Annotated in this window: 20 protein-coding genes; 14 read left to right on the top strand and 6 right to left on the bottom strand. The window is 37.5% G+C overall.

The features are described 5' to 3' along the window. Positions 1-14 precede the first annotated feature (14 nt). The 4 genes from V7137_RS07240 to V7137_RS07225 are packed head-to-tail and all read left to right on the top strand — an operon-like array spanning position 15 to position 2,788. Positions 15-497: a hypothetical protein gene (locus V7137_RS07240; protein ID WP_335697456.1), complete on the top strand. Its 483-nt coding sequence runs from the start codon at positions 15-17 to the stop codon at positions 495-497. Next, on the top strand, positions 481-1,104 hold the full coding sequence (locus V7137_RS07235; RefSeq protein ID WP_335697455.1) for a hypothetical protein: 624 nt from the start codon (positions 481-483) through the stop codon (positions 1,102-1,104). Before V7137_RS07240 ends, V7137_RS07235 begins: the two co-directional genes overlap by 17 nt. A 22-nt stretch (positions 1,105-1,126) precedes the next feature. Continuing rightward, positions 1,127-1,696 carry a polyhydroxyalkanoate biosynthesis repressor PhaR gene (locus V7137_RS07230; RefSeq protein ID WP_335697454.1) on the top strand — a complete coding sequence of 190 codons (570 nt, stop codon included), beginning with the start codon at positions 1,127-1,129 and terminating at the stop codon, positions 1,694-1,696. A gap of 21 nt (positions 1,697-1,717) precedes the next feature. Next, positions 1,718-2,788 (top strand): alpha/beta fold hydrolase, encoded by a 1,071-nt coding sequence (locus V7137_RS07225; RefSeq protein ID WP_335697453.1) that lies wholly within the window; start codon positions 1,718-1,720, stop codon positions 2,786-2,788. A 68-nt stretch (positions 2,789-2,856) separates the two neighbouring features. On the opposite strand, the gene V7137_RS07220 is transcribed toward V7137_RS07225, so the two are convergent. Then, complete coding sequence (locus tag V7137_RS07220) at positions 2,857-3,639, bottom strand: alpha/beta fold hydrolase (protein ID WP_335697452.1); 783 nt, start codon at positions 3,637-3,639, stop codon at positions 2,857-2,859. Between the two features lie 277 nt (positions 3,640-3,916). Here V7137_RS07220 and V7137_RS07215 point away from each other — a divergent pair, with 277 nt between their 5' ends. The 3 genes from V7137_RS07215 (at position 3,917) to V7137_RS07205 (ending at position 7,035) form a co-directional block, all read left to right on the top strand. Then, positions 3,917-5,059: a sensor histidine kinase gene (locus V7137_RS07215; protein WP_335697451.1), complete on the top strand. Its 1,143-nt coding sequence runs from the start codon at positions 3,917-3,919 to the stop codon at positions 5,057-5,059. Then, the gene (locus tag V7137_RS07210) at positions 5,052-5,651 is read left to right on the top strand and encodes a response regulator transcription factor (RefSeq protein ID WP_218345873.1); all 600 of its coding nucleotides are present in this window, start codon (positions 5,052-5,054) and stop codon (positions 5,649-5,651) included. The genes V7137_RS07215 and V7137_RS07210 overlap by 8 nt, the downstream gene beginning before the upstream one ends. A gap of 157 nt (positions 5,652-5,808) precedes the next feature. Next, entirely contained in the window at positions 5,809-7,035 is a 1,227-nt protein-coding gene (locus V7137_RS07205; RefSeq protein WP_335697450.1) for a multidrug effflux MFS transporter, read from the top strand. A gap of 41 nt (positions 7,036-7,076) precedes the next feature. Here V7137_RS07205 and V7137_RS07200 read toward each other — a convergent pair whose 3' ends face one another. After that, on the bottom strand, positions 7,077-7,925 hold the full coding sequence (locus V7137_RS07200; protein ID WP_335697449.1) for an alpha/beta fold hydrolase: 849 nt from the start codon (positions 7,923-7,925) through the stop codon (positions 7,077-7,079). Between the two features lie 268 nt (positions 7,926-8,193). Between V7137_RS07200 and V7137_RS07195 the strand changes: the two genes are divergently transcribed. The 3 genes from V7137_RS07195 to V7137_RS07185 all read left to right on the top strand — a co-directional run bounded on the left by V7137_RS07195 (position 8,194) and on the right by V7137_RS07185 (position 10,311). Beyond that, entirely contained in the window at positions 8,194-9,102 is a 909-nt protein-coding gene (locus V7137_RS07195) for an ABC transporter ATP-binding protein (protein WP_335697448.1), read from the top strand. Further along, the gene (locus tag V7137_RS07190) at positions 9,095-9,937 is read left to right on the top strand and encodes an ABC transporter permease subunit (RefSeq protein ID WP_335697447.1); all 843 of its coding nucleotides are present in this window, start codon (positions 9,095-9,097) and stop codon (positions 9,935-9,937) included. Before V7137_RS07195 ends, V7137_RS07190 begins: the two co-directional genes overlap by 8 nt. Positions 9,938-10,116: 179 nt before the next feature. Next, the gene (locus V7137_RS07185) at positions 10,117-10,311 is read left to right on the top strand and encodes an IDEAL domain-containing protein (RefSeq protein WP_218345868.1); all 195 of its coding nucleotides are present in this window, start codon (positions 10,117-10,119) and stop codon (positions 10,309-10,311) included. A 199-nt stretch (positions 10,312-10,510) separates the two neighbouring features. Here the strand turns inward: V7137_RS07185 and V7137_RS07180 are convergent, their stop codons facing one another. The 4 genes from V7137_RS07180 to V7137_RS07165 all read right to left on the bottom strand — a co-directional run bounded on the left by V7137_RS07180 (position 10,511) and on the right by V7137_RS07165 (position 14,091). Next, positions 10,511-11,017, bottom strand: coding sequence for a PepSY domain-containing protein (locus V7137_RS07180; RefSeq protein ID WP_335697446.1), 507 nt, complete (start codon positions 11,015-11,017; stop codon positions 10,511-10,513). Positions 11,018-11,144: 127 nt separating this feature from the next. Beyond that, a complete protein-coding gene (locus V7137_RS07175) occupies positions 11,145-11,969 on the bottom strand; it encodes a PepSY domain-containing protein (protein WP_335697445.1) in 825 nt (274 codons plus the stop codon). Between the two features lie 65 nt (positions 11,970-12,034). Next, positions 12,035-13,396 carry a HAMP domain-containing sensor histidine kinase gene (locus V7137_RS07170; RefSeq protein ID WP_335697444.1) on the bottom strand — a complete coding sequence of 454 codons (1,362 nt, stop codon included), beginning with the start codon at positions 13,394-13,396 and terminating at the stop codon, positions 12,035-12,037. Further along, on the bottom strand, positions 13,393-14,091 hold the full coding sequence (locus tag V7137_RS07165; protein ID WP_335697443.1) for a response regulator transcription factor: 699 nt from the start codon (positions 14,089-14,091) through the stop codon (positions 13,393-13,395). Before V7137_RS07165 ends, V7137_RS07170 begins: the two co-directional genes overlap by 4 nt. 212 nt (positions 14,092-14,303) lie before the next feature. On the opposite strand from V7137_RS07165, the gene pabB reads away from it, so the two are divergent. From pabB to V7137_RS07145, 4 genes are read left to right on the top strand one after another with little or no spacing between them, the layout of a single operon-like run. Continuing rightward, a complete protein-coding gene (pabB, locus tag V7137_RS07160; protein ID WP_335697442.1) occupies positions 14,304-15,704 on the top strand; it encodes an aminodeoxychorismate synthase, component I in 1,401 nt (466 codons plus the stop codon). After that, positions 15,701-16,294 (top strand): aminodeoxychorismate/anthranilate synthase component II, encoded by a 594-nt coding sequence (pabA, locus tag V7137_RS07155; protein ID WP_335697441.1) that lies wholly within the window; start codon positions 15,701-15,703, stop codon positions 16,292-16,294. Before pabB ends, pabA begins: the two co-directional genes overlap by 4 nt. 2 nt (positions 16,295-16,296) lie before the next feature. After that, the gene (pabC, locus tag V7137_RS07150) at positions 16,297-17,163 is read left to right on the top strand and encodes an aminodeoxychorismate lyase (protein ID WP_335697440.1); all 867 of its coding nucleotides are present in this window, start codon (positions 16,297-16,299) and stop codon (positions 17,161-17,163) included. A gap of 2 nt (positions 17,164-17,165) precedes the next feature. Further along, complete coding sequence (locus V7137_RS07145; protein WP_335697439.1) at positions 17,166-17,936, top strand: nucleotidyltransferase domain-containing protein; 771 nt, start codon at positions 17,166-17,168, stop codon at positions 17,934-17,936. Positions 17,937-18,039 lie beyond the last annotated feature (103 nt).

Below are 18,039 nucleotides of genomic sequence, written 5' to 3'. Positions count from 1 at the left end.
TAAGAGGGATGCACATGGGGTTCACACATCGAGACTCAGATTCTTTCTATAAAAAGCTTGAAGCAGAAATGAATAAAAGAATCCATGCCTGCACCAATAACAGAAACTTTACGATCGCTTTTGGGAGAGCAATGGAAGCACACCTGAAGCAATTAAGTATTCGTAAGAGGTTAACGACGAGATGGCTTAACAAAATTGACCTTGCGAATAAAGATGAAATAAGTGCTATTTCTGTAAGAATTGTAGATTATGAGGAAAAATTAGATCTTTTGGATGAATCCATCTATAAGATGTCCAAAAGACAGCAAGAGAATCAAACTAAGTTCAAAATGATTCGGGAATCCTGGGAAGCCCTGCAAGAAGTATTGGAGATGGAAGCCCGTGAATTCCACGATTCGAAACTAAAAAACTTAGAATTAGAATTATCAGACTTAAAAAAATTATTTGATACAGATCATTCGAATTTGGAGGAGAAAAACGATGACGAAAAAAAATGAAACTGTCGTAGAAGTTGAAAATCAAGAAGCTGTGGTTGGCGAGGAAAAGGATCCTTCAAGCTTAGACCTTCTTTGGAAGTTAGGATTTAATGAATTGGATGCATGGCAAGAGCGCTTCAATAAACGTGATGCACGTTTCTTGGAGGCTGTTAAGAACTACGTGGACAAGCTTAAACAAAATCAAGAGAATGCGGCAACAATTGCAGCACAATTTGGGTTGGAGCTGAAAGAGTGGGAGAAGACGGCAAGAGAAGAATTACTAGTGACAACAACTCCACTACAGCATTTCTTTCCTGTTAAATCATATGAAGAAATTAACAGAGTAGTAGAGGACATTCAAAATAAAACAGCTCATTTATTATTAACTCCAACTCAAGCATTAATCACTGGACAATTGGATGCACTCGATAAGTATGTAGAAACCGTTGAACAGTATATTGCTTATCGAAAAAATGGCAGAGAAAAATATATTGAGAGTGTTAAGAAAACAAGCAGTGTATTATATGAAAATCAAAAAGTATTTGTGAATATGTTTGCGAACCAAGTGAAAACTGCGATGCTGCCTTTTCAAAGTTATATGAAGAATGTAACGGAGCAATCTAAATAATATCATAATAGGAGTGGAAGTAATGTCGGGTAAAAAACCATACGATCCATTTGAATCCATTCATAAGGTTAGTCTTTTATGGGAAAAACAAATCAATGATTTTATCTATCTTTGGACGAATAACAAAGATTTTGTGAAAATGTCCAAAACAGGAACGGAGATTAATTCGCGTTATCTAGAGGCTTTTAAAAAGAATCAGGAAGCACTTGCTAGTGTATTAAATTTACCAACTAAAAATGATATAGCAAACGTTGCAACTTTAACGGTTCAAGCTGAGGAAAAAATTGAAGCTCTTGAGGAACAAATCTGGGAATTACAGGATTCTCTGAAGTCGCAAAACAAAGAAATTGAGAGTGTTGTGGAAATTTCTAAAGAAATCATTAAATTAACGAAGCAGCTGAAAACGGAGTTAATAAAAACGAAAAAAGAGCAACTAGATACAAAGGAATTACATGCAGAGCTACAAGAAATGAAATTTGAGTTATTGAAATTAACAAGCATTAAAGAAGAAGTAGATTCATTAAAGGGTCTAATTGAAAAAAAGGACCAAGACACAAAACGAGAACTAGCAGGATCAGGGACATCGAAATAATATTGAAACGGAGGGGTGACCTTGGCAACTGAAGCACCTTTGAAAGGGTTAATTCCCGAATTTGATTATCAAAAAGAAATGGACCGCTGGGAAAATGTATTTAAGATCTTATCAGAACCTGAACCCAAGGTTGGTCAAACTCCTAGGAATGAAGTATGGAGAAAAAATAAATCAGTCCTCTGGCATTATCCAGCCAAACAGAAAAAGTATGAGATTCCTTTATTTTTCGTGTATTCACTTTTTAATAAACCATACATTTTAGATATTGACCAAAAGAAAAGTGTGATTAAGAACCTTAATGAGATGGGTTATGAAGTGTATTTATTGGATTGGGGTACACCAGGCTATGAAGACAAAAAAATTGGTCTCGACACCTATATCGATAAATACTTAAAAACGGCTGTTAAGCGGGCTATTCGCCATTCTGGAGCGGATGAAATTACACTAGTTGGCTATTGTTTAGGCGGAACGATTGCCTCTATCTACGCATCAATTGCGGAAGAACCAATAAAAAATTTAATTGTAGCCACTGTTCCAATTGATTTTTCTACGTTTGTTGGACCAGACAAATGGGCTGAGGGTCTCAAACAAGGAGATTTTAATATTGATCATTTTCTTGATGTTTATGGGGTTGTACCGCCTAAATATGTGGAAATGATGTTTAGAGCCGTTGGAGCGCCAATTTATTTCACAAATTATACCATGCTCTTGAATCGCGCCCATGATCATCGTTATGTAGAAAAGTGGCGTCGAATGAATAAATGGACACTTGATCAAGTTCCTTTTACAGGAGAAGCCTATAAACAATTAGTGAATGATTTAATTAAAGGGAACAAGTTGGTTAAAGGTGAATTAATCGTTGGGAATAAACAGGTGGATTTAAAAAATATTCGTGCCAATTTATTTGTTATCTCTGGCTCAAGAGACAATTTAGTTTTAGAAGAGCAAAGTAAACCCATTATGGATTTAGTGTCTAGTGAAGATAAAACATATCTTTGCGTAGAAACCGGGCATGTTGGTCTTGCGTTATCTGGATTATTTGCAGGTATTGTTGATCAATGGGCTGCAGGACGCTCAAATCCCACTGCTTAAATGATTGGGAAAAAGTTTGGTACAAGGATTATGGCAATGTTGGAAGAGGAAGGGGTATCCTTCCTCTTCTAACTTGCCGTTTTATGTTTGTTCAAGAATGTTCGCAGAACCTGGTTGAATTCATCCTTTGCCTCTAATTTGGCGATATGTCCTGTGTTCCTGAAAATGACAAATTCAGAGTGACGAATTTGTTTATGCATTAAGAATTGTACCCAAACAGGAATAACCGAATCATACTGCCCGCCAATAATTAAGGTGGGTACTTTAATTTTAGGAAGTAAGGTTAAATTATTTACTTTTAGACAAGCCTCCAAGGATTTAAAAAAGAATTCCTTGTTTGGTTTGTAAAATTTGTAGAAGGTTTCTATATTTTCTTTGCTCCAAGAATAGAGACAAACCTTCGCAGACCTTTCTGCGATTGCTTGAGGGGATTTATTTTCTGCACTGGCTTTCCGGTACTTTATAAAAAGTTTACCGAGCCGTTTAGGAGCATAATGGAAAGTGCTCACTAGCATCAGAGATCGACACATCTCCGGTGCTTGACGATAAATTTCTTGCGCAACCATTCCCCCCATAGATAACCCGCATATGTGTGCGCTTTCAATCCTCAACTCTTCTAAGAGACTAATAACATCAAATGCAAAGTTTTTTATGGAAATCTCTCCAGGTGAAATGTACTCTCCATGTCCACGTAAGTCAGGAATAATTAAGTCATACTGACTCGCAAACTCAAACTGATTTTCCCAACCCTCCTTTACTTCACCAAGCCCGTGAATAAATACTAATGGCTCACCTTCACCAAGCCGCAAATAAGGAATACCGGAGTCACTTTTGAACATTTTACTCAACATTCATTCCTCCTAGTTGTTTGATAACAACTGTTATTTCCAATATTTGAATGGTGTAAACATGAATAAAATTATGATTGTTTTATTATATCTTTATTTGTGGGAAAATATTACATATGGGTGTAAACCACATATATCGATACACTTGTCTGAAAAAACAGTATTGGCTTTAAAGAGACAAAATTTTTAGTTAAAATGAGTGGTGTATGGAGTACAATTGCGCAGCTCCTGAGTTATGATAGAAGGATAAAGGATGTTAAGGGAAAATGAGGTTTCTTTCATGATAAAAAAGTATTTAACATTTCAAAAAAATAATGGGATTGCCCCGTATATTTGGACGATTCTATGCATTTTACCGTTTTATTTTATTTTTCAATCATCCTCAACGATTGAAATTGTAGTGGGAATTTTACTCACATTACTATTCTTTATTCTTTACCGAATTGCGTTTATTTCGAGAGGCTGGCCCGTTTATTTATGGACACTGATCCTAATTGGTATTTCTATTACCGCGAATAGTCTTTTCAACTATGTTTATTTTGCCTTTTTTCTTGCTTATTTTATCGGCAATATTAAAGAAAGAATCGCCTTTTTAACGTTGTATTTTATTCATTTGTTTAGTACGTCTGTTTCCATTAACTTCAGTATCGTCACGCAAGAAAAATTATTTCTACAGCAGCTGCCTTTTGTCATTATCGTTTGGATTAGTGTAATCCTTCTCCCGTTTAGCATCCATAACAAGAAGGAAAGAGGGCAACTGGAAGAAAAATTATTGGATGCAAACAAACGGATTTCTGAGTTAGTTAAAATTGAGGAGAGGCAAAGAATTGCCCGGGACCTTCATGATACCCTGGGACAAAAGCTCTCACTTATTGGGTTGAAATCAGATTTGGCCCGAAAGTTAATTGCTAAGGATCCGGAGCAAGCACGAAATGAACTAAAGGATGTTCAGCAAACAGCACGAACTGCATTAAGTGAAGTACGAAAGATGGTATCATCGATGCGGGGAATCCGCTTGAGGGACGAAATTGTCCGAGTAGAACAAATCCTTAATGCTGCAGAAATTAAATTCCACAGTGAAGGCGATTTTACTCCCGCAAAAGTAACACTGTTAACGGAAAATATTTTAAGCATGTGTATGAAAGAAGCTGTAAATAATGTTGTCAAACACAGTGGAGCGAAGTCTTGTTGCATTGCGATTAAACAATCGATACGAGAATTGGTATTGACCATTCGTGATGATGGGGTTTATAAGGGACAGAAAGAAACCCTGCAAGAGGGTCATGGGCTGATTGGTATGAAAGAGCGCTTGGAATTTATTAATGGCAGTCTTGAAATTTTAACAAAAGAAGGAACAACATTAATTATAAAAGTACCAAATGATGTTAAACCAAGGATGGAAAAGGAGGAGCAAAATGATTAAAATTGTGATTGCTGAAGACCAGCAGATGCTTTTAGGCGCCTTTGGTTCACTTCTTAATTTGGAAGAAGATATGGAAGTGGTCGGAAAGGCATCAAATGGAGAAGAAGCTGTGACACTCGTCAAGAAATTCAAGCCCGATGTCTGTATCATGGATATCGAAATGCCTGGAAAGAGCGGTTTGGAGGCAGCAGAAGAGTTGAAGGGTCTAGGCTGTAAAGTAATCATCTTAACCACTTTTGCCAGAACTGGTTATTTTCAGCGGGCGTTGAAGGCTGGTGTGAACGGCTATTTGTTAAAAGACAGTCCTAGTGAAGAGTTGGCTAGTTCCATCCGCAGTGTAATGTCAGGAAGACGAATTTATGCACCAGAACTAATGGATGATGTGTATGGTGAAGAAAATCCATTAACGGATCGGGAAAAGGAAGTGTTGGAACTGGTTGCAGATGGCAAAAATACCAAAGAAATTGCTGAGGAACTTAGTATCAAAGCAGGCACCGTCCGTAACTACATCTCCATTATCCTCGACAAACTTGAAGTAAAAAACCGAATCGAGGCAATTACCCAATCCAAAGAAAAAGGCTGGTTTAAATAAAGAGTGTATTAGCGGTGTCACAGGCACCGTTAATGCACTCTTTTTTTGATTATCAATTTTCGTACGCCAAAAAAGTTTTATTTATCTGAAAAATGTAGTTTACTAGTATTGACAGCAAATTTACGGAGTTTATTACAGAAAGGGAATGATCGATTTAATGGGTGAACCGATAAATGATGACATGATGGTTAGTAGTAAGGGAATTTCACGTTCCCAACGATTATGGATGGCAGTAATTCTTGGGACGTTAGCTGCCTTTGGACCCTTGTCGATTGATATGTATTTACCGGCTCTTCCTGAGCTTGCCAAGGACTTTCATTCCAATCCATCGCTAGTTCAGTTTAGTTTAACGTTTTTCTTGTTCGGATTGGCTTCAGGGCAGTTGTTTGCTGGCCCGCTTAGCGATGTTTATGGACGCCGAAAGCCGTTACTTATTGGATTAATTACTTATTTCGTAGTTTCACTATTATGTGTCTTTAGTCCCTCGATTTGGACATTTATTATCTTACGTTTGTTACAAGGTTTTGCAGGTTCTGCTGGAATAGTTATTTCACGTGCAATTGTGCGCGATTTATATTCGGGTTCAGAATTAACAAAGTTCTTTGCATTACTTGCATTGGTTAATGGATTGGCCCCGATTCTCGCACCTGTCGTGGGAGCACAGTTCTTGAAAATCGTCCCATGGCAAGGAATATTTATCGTCTTAAGTATCATCGGTTTGGTGATGTTCGTGGTTGTATTTTTTGGATTACCTGAGACACTCTCTCATGAAAAAAGGGCTTTGGGAGGGCTCAAGAATACGTTTATTACCTTTAAAAATCTGATTTTAGACCGCAGTTTCATCGGCTATGCTTTAGTACAGGGATTGGTGTTTGCTGCTATGTTTGCTTATATTTCTGGGTCACCATTTGTGGTGCAAAATATATATGGTGGGTCAGCACAAATGTTTAGCCTCATTTTTGCAATAAATGGTTTAGGTATCATGATTGCCAGTCAAACAACAGGCCGATTGGCGGGACGAATACACGAATCAAGACTGTTTGTTTTTGGAATCGGTTTGTCTTTTTTGGGCGGAATCGTTTTACTTCTCCTTTTACTGCTAAATGCTGACTTATTAATAGTATTGGTGCCGTTATTTTTTGTGGTAGCAAGTGTAGGTATAGTGAATACGGCAGGATTTTCCCTTGCCATGCAAAAACAAGGTAAGTCCGCAGGCAGTGCCTCTGCACTTTTAGGTGTAATGTCACTCTCATTGGGAGGGATTGTAGCACCGCTTGTAGGATTAGGAGGAGAACATACCGCCATACCGATGGGAATTGTGATCGCGTGCGCAGGTGGGGGAGCAGTTCTTTCGTATCTGTTTCTTGTACAAAAGACGAACTAATGTTAAACCAGATCTGTTCATATAAAAAACAAAAACGGCGGCTATGCTTCAGCTGCCGTTTTGTAATTATCAATAAACCCTTTGATATATTCAAATACTTCTCTAGGACGTTCTTCAGGAAGTGCGTGTCCAGAATCTTTTAATACAATTAACTTAGAGTTGGTCAAATCCTTATTTAATTGCTCACCTATAGTAAGTGGCATCGATTTATCATGATCCCCCCACAGTAATAAGCAAGGCGTTTTAATTTGGTTTAGGATCTCAACAGGCAAGTCACCTTCACGATCACGAATCATCCTCGTAAGTGCAACGAAAATTTCATCCGATAAAAATGGTTGTAGGTACCCATTGATCATTTCATCATTAATTATGGTGTGATTATACAGTGCGTCCTGAAGATTCTTCTTAACTCCGGTCCGTGCAAACCAATATTTCACAAAAAGATGGAAATAGGGTAGGTAACTTGTGATGATTAAGGGCATTTTAGATCGTTTGAGATAAGCAGAGCTGCAGAGAAGAATAGCTTTGTCCGCAAGCTCTGGCATCATATGCAAGATATTCAAAACAATTTGTCCACCCATGGAATGACCAATGAAAGTCATCTTTTTTAATCCTAAACTTTCTGTAAGTTTAATTACTGTTTGGGCTAAATTCTTGTAGGAATATTCATAACGATTACATTTAGCACTTTTTCCAAATGGGGGGAGATCAATAGATAAAACCTGGTACTCTTTTTTCAATAATGAAATTAGATGCCGAAAGGTGAAGGTGGAAGAAAGAAAGCCATGTAATAAAACAAACGTTTTTTCAGATGTTTGATTGGGATAAAACTCATAATAAACATTAATGTTATTTACTGGTTGATGACCTGCTAAGACAGTTTGTTCCATCAATATCTCTCACCTGCTCCATTAATAAAATAGATGAGTATAATGTTCCCTAAAAGTCAGCACATACACAAAAAATCTTGCCAAAAATCAAGAACATAATTTGGGGCTATAAAAAAAATTTCTAAAATACTAGTACATACAGCCCTTATAAAATCTGATAAAATTTAATAAAATTGGCTAATTTTGGCGAAGTGTCCATCCGTCGTGGACAAATAGAGAAAGTGTCTTTTTGCGGTGCCTGACACCAAAAAATTAGGGGGAATAAAGGTTGACAATTATTGAAGCATTTCATGTGGAAAAGGCTTTTAATGGGCGTGCTATTTTTAAGGATGTTTCTTTTGCGATTAAGGAAGGGAGTATTATTGGTCTGCTTGGACCAAATGGGGCTGGGAAGACAACGATGATTCGTTTGTTAAATGGGGTGATTAATGCGACGAGCGGAAAGATGCTGGTAATGGGATATGACCCGCAAACACAAGGTGATGCAATCAGAAAGCAGGCTGGAGTTGTCACGGAAAGTGCTGCTTTGTATCATGACATGAGTGCTTGGGATAATCTAGTCTTTTTTTCTAAAATTTATAACGCATATGACCCGAAGCGAATTTCTCATCTTCTGGAGCAATTTGAAATGATTGAGAAAAAGGATCAATTGGTTGGTACGTTTTCGACAGGGATGAAAAAAAGAATTACCTTGGCCAAGGCTCTGCTCCATAAACCTAAACTTTTGTTTCTTGATGAGCCGACAAATGGTCTAGATCCTGAAGGGATTAACGATGTGATGCATTACTTGAAAAAAATAAATAAAGATGAAAAAGTCACGATTATTATCTGTTCACATGTCTTGCATCAGCTGGAGACAATATGTGATTCCTTCCTATTTATTAAGGGTGGACAAATTATCGAAAAGGGAACAAGAAGTGAACTAGAGGAAAAATATTTAACAGAGGTTACCTTATTGGTTGAAACTGGATTAATCCCAAACGACCCAAAGACATACATGGGTTTTACTTACCTTAGAAAAGATCTGCATATAATCGAATTCACCCTCCCATCAAAAAATGAAATTCCATTTTTATTGAAGGGAATTTTGAGTGAATCGTGGCTTCACTCGTGTGAAATTACGAACCGAAGTCTGGAGTCGTTATATTTTATAATAAGAGGTGAAAAGAATGAATAAGAACATTATTGTTTTCATCGCTCAAAAGGATATAAAGACCACTTTTTCGTCCAAAAAGGTATGGGTTCCAATGATCATCCTTCCTTTATTGCTTTGTATTCTCTTACCGGCAATATTTGCATACGTTGGTTTAAATACAGAATTACTCGGGCAATCCTCAAAGGATTTAGAAAAACCAATCAATGCGATAATTAAAAATTTTCCAAATGAAGAGTTAAGAAATACTCTTGCTGCCTTACCGACAATGGGGTACAAGTCTGCTTATTTCTTCTTAAATTTTATGACGATCCCGTTTTTTTTAATGACCGCTATCATCAATTCTTTGGTCACTTCTTCCAATAGTTTTGCGGGCGAGAAGGAAAGAAATACTTTAGAAACATTATTATTCGCTCCGATTTCTATAACTGAATTATTTTTAGGCAAGGTGATTGCTTCCTTTGTTCCTACGATCATCATTACTTTTGTGGCATTTTTACTTAACGCTGTTATTGTCAACCTAATTTCTTATCGAGTTTTTAATGAAATTTTATATTTAGATTCAACCTGGCTGCTTTTAATGTTTTGGGTTATACCTGCATTAGTGATCTTTAATATCGTTTTGAATGTTTTAGTTTCCGCCAGAGTAAAATCGTTTCAGGAAGCACAGCAATTTGGCGGTATTATGGTTTTACCGGTAGTCGGTCTAATTATCAGCCAAGTTAGTGGCCTCTTTTTCCTAAGTTCACTAACCCTATTCTTTATTGGGGTTGGATTACTCATTGCCAATGGCATCATACTCAAACTCATCACCAAATTCAACCAACGAAACACCCTATTTGAAAGCCAAATCCACTAAAAACCACTTTGTCCGCCTTGAGTGGACAAGTGTCCTTTTATGGTGCCTGACACCACCAAAGCCCCTCAATTTACTATTTTGAAGTTTTTGTGAAAAATTTTTTTCTTTTTTCAAATAAAGTGTTTGAATTTTTAGAAAACTCGCTGTATAATTAGAAAAAACGTAAGGAGTTGATTTCCATGGAAAAGAAATTACTTAATTCACCACAACATTCGGATGAGAATACAGATGCTGATGTTGCAGAAATGTTTCTAAATCATGCCCTGCTAGAGTTTAGAAGGGAGAAAATCCGCAAGGAAATCGACCACACATTACAATATGGGAATAAGGAATTATTCCTAAAATTAACAGAAGAGCTAAAAAAGATTTCTTAATTCATTTACTAACGAGATCCGATTATTTTTTAAAAGAAGCCTATCCAAAATTGGATGGGCTTCTTTCTGTTTTCATGAATGTTACAAAAAAGAGTTTGTTTTTTTTGCTAGAAAGAAAAATAACCACGAAGCCATTAATATTGGATGGACTTCGTGGTCGTTATTAAGTAGCTTTTGACCGCTATTTTTTTGATCCCTTTTAGCTTTTATCGTCGTCAGCTTTGTTATCATCATCGCCGCTGTGCCTGTTTTGGTGAGTGCCATCATCGGCCTTCGTTTCATCATTGCGATGTGTACCTTTGTCATCAACGTGCTCAACTCTGACTACTTTTCCCGTTTCAGCATCGATTCTCACTATAGCTTCACCAGTGTTCGTGTTCAGATCGACTTTATATTCCATTCTACCGTGTTCTAATTCTTGCTCGATCTCAACCACTGTTCCGTTTACTTCACCAACTGCGATCTCTATTGCCTTCTCCTCAGAAATAAAATTAGGATTAGATACTTGTGTACTAATACTATCATCACTTTCCAATTGAATATTTGTTTGTCCTTGTTCCTTATTAGTAACATTTGTACTTATCTTTTTATCTTCCTGGTGGATAGAATCCTCAGCACGAGTATCATTTTTTGAAGCTCCTACTGCAACGGCACCGCCCAAGATGAGTAACCCAGATAAAGCACCGACAAAAAGTTTATTTTTCATTATTAATTCCTCCTTTGTTTTTGCTTCCTACACTTACATAATATCCAGTGAAGATTAAAGCAAAAGGGGGGAAAAGATTAGAATTTAATGAGAATGATTGTGAAAGCAGTGCGTTCTCAGATTCCACTTAATCATCATCTTCTTTTTTGTCATCCTTGCTTCGATTCTTAGAATCATCGTTTTTATCATCATCTGTGCTGCGCTTCTTAGAATCATCATTTTTCTCACTATCATCATTTCCATGATCATCCCAGCTAACAGACATCACATTGCCTGTTATAGCATGGATTTGCACAATTGCTTCTCGATTATCATTGATTTTAATTTTAACAAGGTAGTATGTTGCTTTCCCGTTTGATTCCAACCAGATATGATCCACAGAACCACTAACTTGCTTCTGAGCAATTTTCTTTGCCTCTGCCTCTGTCAGTTTCTTAGAAGACTCCTTGATGGTCGTTGAGTTTGATGAAAGGATTTTACCAGTACTTGCATCTACTGTGAGCGAAGTTTGTTTATTCCCCTTTTTCACCTCAGCCTTGTAAATCGTCTGATCACCGTTTACTATTTTTTCAAGAGAAGTAAGGGTTCCATCTGCTGCACTTAAAATGATTTTTTTTATTTCTCCCTCTGAGAGTGTTGGGACAGGAGACGGATTAAGAGGAGGAGATTTAGTCCCAGTTTGGGTAAACGATAAAACTTTTCCACTTACGGCATCCAGCTTAATACGATAAAAATGATCCTGTTTCTCAAACTCGATATGATATTGACCGTCGGCTAGCTTAATTTGGTTAATTTCCCCCTGATAACGTTCGCGAATAAGATTTTGTGCTTCCTGTTTGGATAAAATATCAGCCGAAGCATTACTTATACCAAACTTCTGCCAACTAATATAAAAAACAGTTATCATGAAAAGAAAGCTTATTAAAAGCCAAAGCCATGTCTTTTTCTTCATTCTTTCACCTCACCTTAACTAACTATATTTTCTAATATGAAAATTAGAAAATGATGAGAAAAGGATTAATTTTTATTAGTTTTTAAAAAAAGAGTTGCCGTGGTTCCAACTCCTTCTTCACTTTCAAGTGTAATTTTGATATCAATGGCATCTGCAATTTCCATTGCTAATGATAAGCCTAGTCCTGAACCGCCTTTTTTTCTATTTCTTGCTTTATCAACACGATAAAAACGATCAAACACCTTCGACAGCTCATCATGATGAATGCCAATTCCCGTATCAACTACACTAATAAAAGCCTCACCATGTACCACACCTAAGATAACTGTAATGGTTTCATCACTATACTTTCGGGCATTATCAAGAAATATAAACAACAGTTGCTTTAGTTTTTTTTCATCTGTGCTGATTGATATTTCAGTCCAGTTATCCTGCTGAAATTGAATTTCTCTATTATATGCACTTTGAAAGGATTTTACAGTTTGCTGGACAAAAGCTCCAAGTTTAAGTGGGGCCTTTACGACATTCCACTGTTCATGATGCTTTGCAAGTAATAACAGTTGTTCTGTCATGTCTTTCATGCGAACGGCCTCAGAATGAATGGCTTCGATTGATTCGGCAAAGAGCTCTGGTTCTGATAGTCCTCGTCTTTTTAAAAGGCTTGCATAGCTTTCAATAATGGTTAATGGGGTTTTAAATTCATGGGATGCATTAGAAACAAACTGTTTTTGTTTCTCGTAATTCGTTTCAAGCAAATCAATCATGTGATTAAAGGTCTCGCCCATTTGAAAAAGTTCGTCCTTAGATTTTCCTTCTAGAGCTATCCGCTTAAAGCGGCCGCTTTGTCTAATGTCTTTCATGGTTTTGATCATTGAGGTAACAGGTTTGGTAATCAATTTACTCAAAATGAGGCTGGACACAACCACTGGAATTAAGGTAAGAAGGGTTACTAAAATTAAGACAAGTCGCAGGACATTTAAGTTATCACTGGCCGACTTAATACTTTTTGTGATTTGAAGGTTGGCCACACTACCATCAAGTAAAATTATGGGCATTGATTCAAAGGTATAGACTCGTTTTTGATAAGTAATGAATTTACTTTCTTCCTCCTGAGAAAATTTTGTCGTTCGCCGGATTAAATTTTGCTCCGTCGGGCTTGTTACAGTGGAGGGTGCATTGTTATCAAATGTGACTAATTGAATCATTCCATTGATAGGTACATAAGAACGTAATAATTCGGCCTCTGGAATGGTGTCGAGTGATTTCCCGATGTCTTTTGCGTTTTTTTCCATTTCCTTTTTGGCGGTGTGGAGCTCACTATCCAGGATTAATTTGCTGAAGGTGAAATACACAGTAATGTTCATAACAAGTAAGAGGGCGGCAAATAACACGACTGTATACAAATTTATTTTATTTCGCAGCTTCATTTTGCTTCCTTCAATACATACCCCACCCCACGAACGGTATGTATTAATGCAGGTGTATTAGGCAGTTCCATTTTCTTTCTGATATAGCGAATATATACATCGACAACATTGGTATCGCCAAAAAAGTCATAGCCCCATACGGCACCTAAAATTTGGTCTCTATTTAACACTTGCCGCTTATTGGACATCAAAAAGACTAGTAAATCAAATTCTCTTGGGGTCAGATCAATGGCTACTTCCCCTCTGAAAACTTCCCGGGTTTTTGGATTGACTTTTAAGTCGGAGAAAGTCAAAAAATCCTCGTCCTTTGCGGATTGTTGTTCCATAGCTCTAACCCTTAAAGCTGCCCGAACCCGTGCTAATACTTCTTCAATTTGAAAGGGCTTGGTTATATAATCATTAGCCCCATAATCTAGTCCAGAAACCTTATCCTCTACTGAGCCTTTTGCAGTTAGCAAAAGAATGGGGGTATTTTTGTCATTTAGCCGAATCCGCCTGAGCAGTTCAATTCCGCTAATTCCTGGAATCATGACATCAAGTAAAATTAAATCCCATTTACTATTCTTGTAGGCTTCAAATGCTTCAAGACCATCCATTACCTTCGTGACCACATATCCTTCGTATTCAAGCTCGATTTCAAGAAGCCGGGCAATCTTTTCTTCATCCTCAACCACTAGAATGATTTCCTTTTTCATAAATGAACCCCCTTTAAAAAATCGATTATTTCCTAATTTATTACCCTTTTCTACAGCTAGTTCATAAATCCTTTATTCATAATCGAAAAAATTAAATTTCCAGCAGTGTCTTTGGTTGAAAAATTTTAGGTGTCAGGCACCACATTATGGAGTGGTGCCTGACACCCTTTTCAAGTATGATGAAAAAAGAGAAAAGTTAAGGAGTGAATTTGTTGAAGCAGCTACATTTATACAGTAAGAAAATTCCTTTTACTTATTCAAGGTTTTTCAGTCAATTTCGTGCATTAGCGGAAAATAATACTCATCATGTACTACTGGAAAGCGGTCGTGGGGGGCGTTACAGCATTGCTGCCTTTCAGCCTGAGACGATTATCAAAGGAAAGAACAATATAATAGAATTTCAAAACAAAAACGGTACAGAGCGACAGGAAGGTAATCCACTGCATCTATTGCAGGAATATATGAGTCAATATCATGTTGATAAAATAGAAGGTCTTCCTAGTTTTCTAGGCGGTGCAATTGGATACATAAGCTATGATTATGCTCGATATATTGAAGCACTTCCAGATTTAGCAACGGATGATTTAGAAATGCCCGAAATCTATTTTTTAATTATGAAAGAATCGTTCGTCTATGACCACAAAGAAGAGGTTTTATGGCTTTTGTTCTTAGCTGAAAATGATCAAGGGATAGAGGAGAAGCTTTCCGTTTGGGAAGAAAGATGGCTTCAACACATCCCTTCAATAAAAGCCAATAAGACTAAAGAAATAAACCCAAATGAGCTAGAAGTTTCGATGACTGAAAATGAATTTATTCAGGCTGTTAATAAGATTCAACAATATATTGGACAAGGCGATGTGTTTCAGGTTAACCTTGCCGTCCGCCAATCAAAACCAATTGAAATAGATGCATTAGAAGTGTATGAACAATTAAGGTCCTTAAATCCTTCACCATATATGGGTTACCTACATTCAGCAGATTTTCAACTTGTAAGTGGGTCTCCTGAACTTCTCGTGAAAAAAGACGGCCTAGAAGTAAGTACACGTCCTATCGCAGGTACTCGCTCAAGAGGTAAGGACCACGAAGAAGATATCGCACTTGCCAATGAATTAATCGAAAATGAAAAGGAGCGCGCCGAACATGTTATGCTGGTGGATTTAGAACGAAATGACCTTGGACGGGTATGTAAGTATGGATCGGTTGAGGTCAATGAATTTATGGTCATTGAAAAATATTCCCATGTCATGCACATTGTCTCTAATGTTAGAGGAGAACTGGCCGATGATAAATCAAGTTTTGATATCATTGACGCTGTTTTTCCAGGCGGAACGATAACAGGTGCCCCTAAAGTTCGAACAATGGAAATAATAGAGGAACTTGAGCCTGTCCAACGTGGAGTGTACACCGGTTCTCTAGGATGGATTGATTTTAGCGGTGATTTAGAATTAAACATTATCATCCGAACCATGCTTGTGAAAGATGGGATGGCCCATGTGCAGGCAGGGGCAGGAATCGTTATTGATTCTAATCCAAAGCATGAGTATAAAGAATCCATGAAAAAAGCAGCTGCACTATGGAAAGCAAAAGAAATGGCAGAGGAGCATGTGCAATGATCTTTATGATAGATAACTACGATTCTTTTACCTTTAACTTAGTGCAATACTTAGGTGAACTTGGAGAAGAATTAATGGTCAAGCGCAATAATCAGACATCGATTGCGGAGATTTCAGCGTTGCAGCCTGAATTCTTAATGGTGTCTCCAGGACCATGTAGTCCAAATGAAGCGGGAATCAGCTTGGATGCCATTAGAGCATTTGCAGGGAAAGTCCCGATATTTGGTGTCTGCCTAGGTCAACAAGCAATTGCCCAGGCTTTTAAGGGCGAGGTTATTCGAGCAGAAAGGCTCATGCACGGGAAAACCTCTGATATGTATCATGACGGGAAGACCATTTTTCAAGGATTGCCAAACCCGTTTCCTGCTACACGATACCATTCATTAATAGTCAAAAGAGAGACATTGCCGGAATGCTTTGAGATTTCCGCTTGGACAAAAGAGGGTGAAATTATGGCCATTCGTCATAAGGATTTACCAATCGAAGGAGTGCAGTTTCACCCAGAATCTATATTGACTACTTCGGGAAAAGAGCTTTTGCGCAACTTCGTCCAATACTATAAAAATCCTGTCATGCAAAAGGGTCATTAATGATGTTTATCAATGTAAATGGACAATTTTTAGCAAAAGAAGAGGCGAAGATTTCTCCGTTTGATCATGGTTTTTTATATGGACTGGGGTTATTTGAAACATTCCGAGTGTATGAAGGGCATGCATTCTTACTAGATGACCATTTAGAGCGTCTGAATCAAGGGTTAGAGGCGTTAAATATCCAATATCGTTTTTGGCGGGAAGAAACCAATAATATTCTTCAAGAATTATTGAAATTAAACAGATTGACCAATGCTTATCTACGGTTAAATGTCTCGGCGGGCATAGGGGAAATTGGGTTGCAAGTGGAGCCATATACTGAACCAACCATTCTTTTTTTACCTAAACTATTGCCTCAGGCTGGGGAATTAACTGAAAAAAAGGCAGTATTATTGGAGATAAAGCGAAACAGTCCCGAAGGAAGTGAACGACTTAAGTCACATCATTATCTGAATAATATCCTGGCAAAAAGAGAAATCGGAAATGCTGCTAATATAGAAGGGATTTTTCTAAATGAGGAAGGATATTTAGCAGAAGGGATTGTTTCTAATATCTTTTGGGTAAAAGGAAGTGTCTTGTATACTCCTGCTGTCCATACTGGGATATTAAATGGCATTACACGTCAATTTATCATCGAATTGGCAAATAAAAATCATCTGAGAATAGAAGAGGGGCTCTATACAATCGATCATGCCCTTGATGCCGATGAGATGTTTGTTACCAATTCAATACAAGAAATTGTACCTATTACTATCTTTGAGGGTAAGCTGCTGCCTGGTAAGCGTGGACAAGTAGTTCAACACTTACATCGTGAATATCGCCATTATTGTACACGGCTTTGGTCAAGGCAGGGTTTAAGGAGTGAATAACCTTGAAAGAAAAAATTCTAACTGAACTCAAAAAAATTGAAGAACAATATGAAGTAAAAATATGTCTTGCCGTTGAGTCTGGCAGCAGAGCATGGGGTTTTCCTTCCAAAGACAGTGATTACGATGTCCGGTTTATTTATGTCCATAAAAAGGATTGGTATTTGAGCATTGACCAAAAACGAGAGGTGATTGAACTTCCCATTAATGATCTCTTAGATATAAATGGCTGGGAATTACGAAAAGCTCTTAGGTTATTTCGCAAATCCAATCCACCGCTGATGGAGTGGCTCCATTCGGGAATTGTTTATTATCAAGCCTTTTCCTTAGTAGATAAAATGAAAGCAATACAAAATGAAGTGTTTTTGCCACAATCCGCACTTTTTCATTACTTAAATATGGCAAAAGGAAATTTTCGCGATTACCTTCGCGGTGATCATGTGAAAATAAAAAAGTACTTTTACGTCCTCAGACCGGTATTAGCTTGTCTATGGATAGAAAGGTACAATTCCGTCCCGCCGATTGAATTTCAAACACTAGTAGAGGAACTTCTTGAGGGGGGGCCGCTAAAGGAAGAAATCTTTACTCTGTTAGAGAGGAAGATAAGTGGTGATGAGTTAAACCTTGAGCCAAAGGCTACTGCCATCAATGATTTTTTAGAAACAGAAATCAATCGGCTTGAAGACTATACGAAAGCTCTTAAAGTCTCCAAAGAGGATATGACCTCCATTTTGGATGATGTATTCCGCGATGTCCTTGACGAGGTTTGGTCCTAACCACAACAGAATGAAATGAATTACTTGGTGAGCCACTAGATAATAGTGGCTTATTGTTTTGGCTTTGTTAAACATGCCTGTTGATTTCCGCGGGCGGTCCGGG

It is taken from the genome of Neobacillus drentensis, from assembly GCF_036962765.1.
Taxonomy (GTDB): domain Bacteria; phylum Bacillota; class Bacilli; order Bacillales; family Cytobacillaceae; genus Neobacillus; species Neobacillus drentensis_C.
Note: the sequence above shows the minus strand (reverse complement) of the source record. Positions and strands in the feature narration are given on the sequence as shown.